We start from the raw sequence: 1,869 nt of genomic DNA, 5'->3' as shown, positions 1-1,869 counted from the left end.
GTCCCAAGCTCGATTCTAGTACACCCCAGATATTCTAGAGCAAGTTAGAAATTTTAGGATGAAACAGAACGCCGTTCTCAGGACGCTTGCCCAAAGCAGCGTCGAACCGCTACCACTGCGGAAGTTCCGTAAAGAGAACACCAGGGGAGCGCGTAGCCTTGAACGGCGAAGACGACACCGTAACGGTCGCGCCGGACAGCCATAAGCCGCTGTCCCACAGCCCGAAATCCGCCAAGAAGCGGGACTCGATCCTTCGAGCGGCCACCGAGATCATCAACATCAAGGGCTACGCCCTGGCCACCATGACCGAGATTGCGGCCGCGCTCGATCTGCGCGACGCGGCCCTCTATTATTATTTTCCCAACAAGCAGGCCCTGGTCTTCGCCTGCCACCAGAGCTCGCTGGAGCGCTTCGAGCGGATTCTGAGCGAAACCAACGCCGAGGGCGGGACGGGTTTCGAAAGGCTGGAACGCTTCCTACGCGCCCTGCTCGTGGAATCCGCCCGCAACGGCCCGCTGCTCTATTTCGGCGACCGTTCCTATCTGGACGAAGACCAGCGCGACGCGATCGCGGCCTGCAGCGAACAGCTGACGCGCCGGCTGGAACGGATGATCCAGGACGGCATGACCGACGGATCGATCACCCCCTGCGAGTCGTCGCTGGTGGTGCAGCTGCTGCTGGGCATGTTGATCTGGTTGGCTCAATGGGTGCCAACAGTCGAGGGCGTGACGGTCGACAGATTGATGGCGGCTATCGGCGTCGCCAGTCTGAGCGGTCTGAAGAACGACGCGCGACCGGCCTAGCCGCGCGCCCTGCTTCCTTAGGCGCCCAGAAGCGCCTCATAGCGGGCGACATTCTCGGCCAGCCATAGGCGCAGGCGTTCCAGTTCGCTGATGTGAACGTGGGTCTCGTCCTGCACGGTGCCGTCGTCGGCGCGCAACCCTACTTGAAGCTTGCCGCTGCGCAGGGCTTCCAGGCGCTCGTTGAGAGCCTCCTGCTCGGCCTTGTGTCGCTCGACGACACGATTGAGTTCGGCCTTGTCCATACTCGGTCTCCACTGAAGCCGCCGATGAAACCGGAACGGCTCACACTTGAGGATGGAGTTTACGGCGGCGCCCGGCGCACGTCGATCAAAGGCCGTGACACGGGCAAAAAAAAGCCCGGCACGAAGGCCGGGCAGTCATTAGGGAGGAAACGCCCAGGAAGGGCAGGAGCGCCAAAGGCGGCTCCACGGATTGATAACTAGTGCGCCAAAACGGCCGATCAAGGGCAAGACCGTCAGGCCTCAAGGTGAAGCTGTGGAGAACGTCCGTTTGTACGCAAAGCGTGCAGCCGGACACGCCCTGCCCAAACCCTGGGCGCGGCCTGTTCGCGCCAGAGGCGAAAATACCGACTTTCGCTGGCCCAACCGGCGGCGATTCGAGGCTGAGGACCGCCAAGCCGCCTGCCATTGGACAGTCTAACCCTGGCCCGCTAAGCGTTCTTGCGCTCCAACGGCCAAAGCGGGAGACCCATGAACGCGCCCCTGACCAGCGTCTTCGCCGAACGCGTGGCCGGCGCTCATCGCTTCGGGCTCGAACGGGTCCGCCGCGCCGTGCGCTTCGCCATCGCCCATCGCGATCGCAAACTTCCGCGCCTGGCCCAGATCCGCAATCTCGACTACCCCGCCGCCAGCGGTCGGCGCGCCGCTCGCCTCTATGTGCCGATGCACGCTCCGGCGGTCGGCCCCGCCATCCTGTTCTTCCACGGCGGCGGTTTCGTGATCTCCGACAACGACACCCATGACGCCCTTTGCCAGCGGTTGGCGGACGCCGCTGGCGTCCGCGTCGTGTCGGCCGCTTACGGTCTCGCGCCCGAACACCCCTTCCC

The 1,869-nt window shown here is 63.8% G+C and carries 3 protein-coding genes; 2 read left to right on the top strand and 1 reads right to left on the bottom strand.

Annotation, left to right across the window (positions count from 1 at the left end):
* Nucleotides 1-158 precede the first annotated feature (158 nt).
* Nucleotides 159-803 carry a TetR/AcrR family transcriptional regulator gene (locus AC1DZ6_RS24410; RefSeq protein ID WP_477099690.1) on the top strand — a complete coding sequence of 215 codons (645 nt, stop codon included), beginning with the start codon at nt 159-161 and terminating at the stop codon, nt 801-803.
* Between the two features lie 17 nt (nt 804-820).
* On the opposite strand, the gene AC1DZ6_RS24405 is transcribed toward AC1DZ6_RS24410, so the two are convergent.
* The gene (locus AC1DZ6_RS24405; protein ID WP_477099689.1) at nt 821-1,045 is read right to left on the bottom strand and encodes a hypothetical protein; all 225 of its coding nucleotides are present in this window, start codon (nt 1,043-1,045) and stop codon (nt 821-823) included.
* 468 nt (nt 1,046-1,513) lie between these two features.
* Between AC1DZ6_RS24405 and AC1DZ6_RS24400 the strand changes: the two genes are divergently transcribed.
* Nucleotides 1,514-1,869 (top strand): alpha/beta hydrolase (locus tag AC1DZ6_RS24400; protein WP_477099688.1); only part of this gene is annotated, 356 nt, incomplete at its 3' end.

It is taken from the genome of Caulobacter sp. P1_B12_2 (assembly GCF_056406675.1).
Note: the sequence above shows the minus strand (reverse complement) of the source record. Positions and strands in the feature narration are given on the sequence as shown.

Bases quoted from the DNA above. Each gene is read 5' to 3' on its own strand.
- AC1DZ6_RS24405 (WP_477099689.1), bottom strand. From the start codon at position 1,045: ATGGACAAGGCCGAACTCAATCGTGTCGTCGAGCGACACAAGGCCGAG.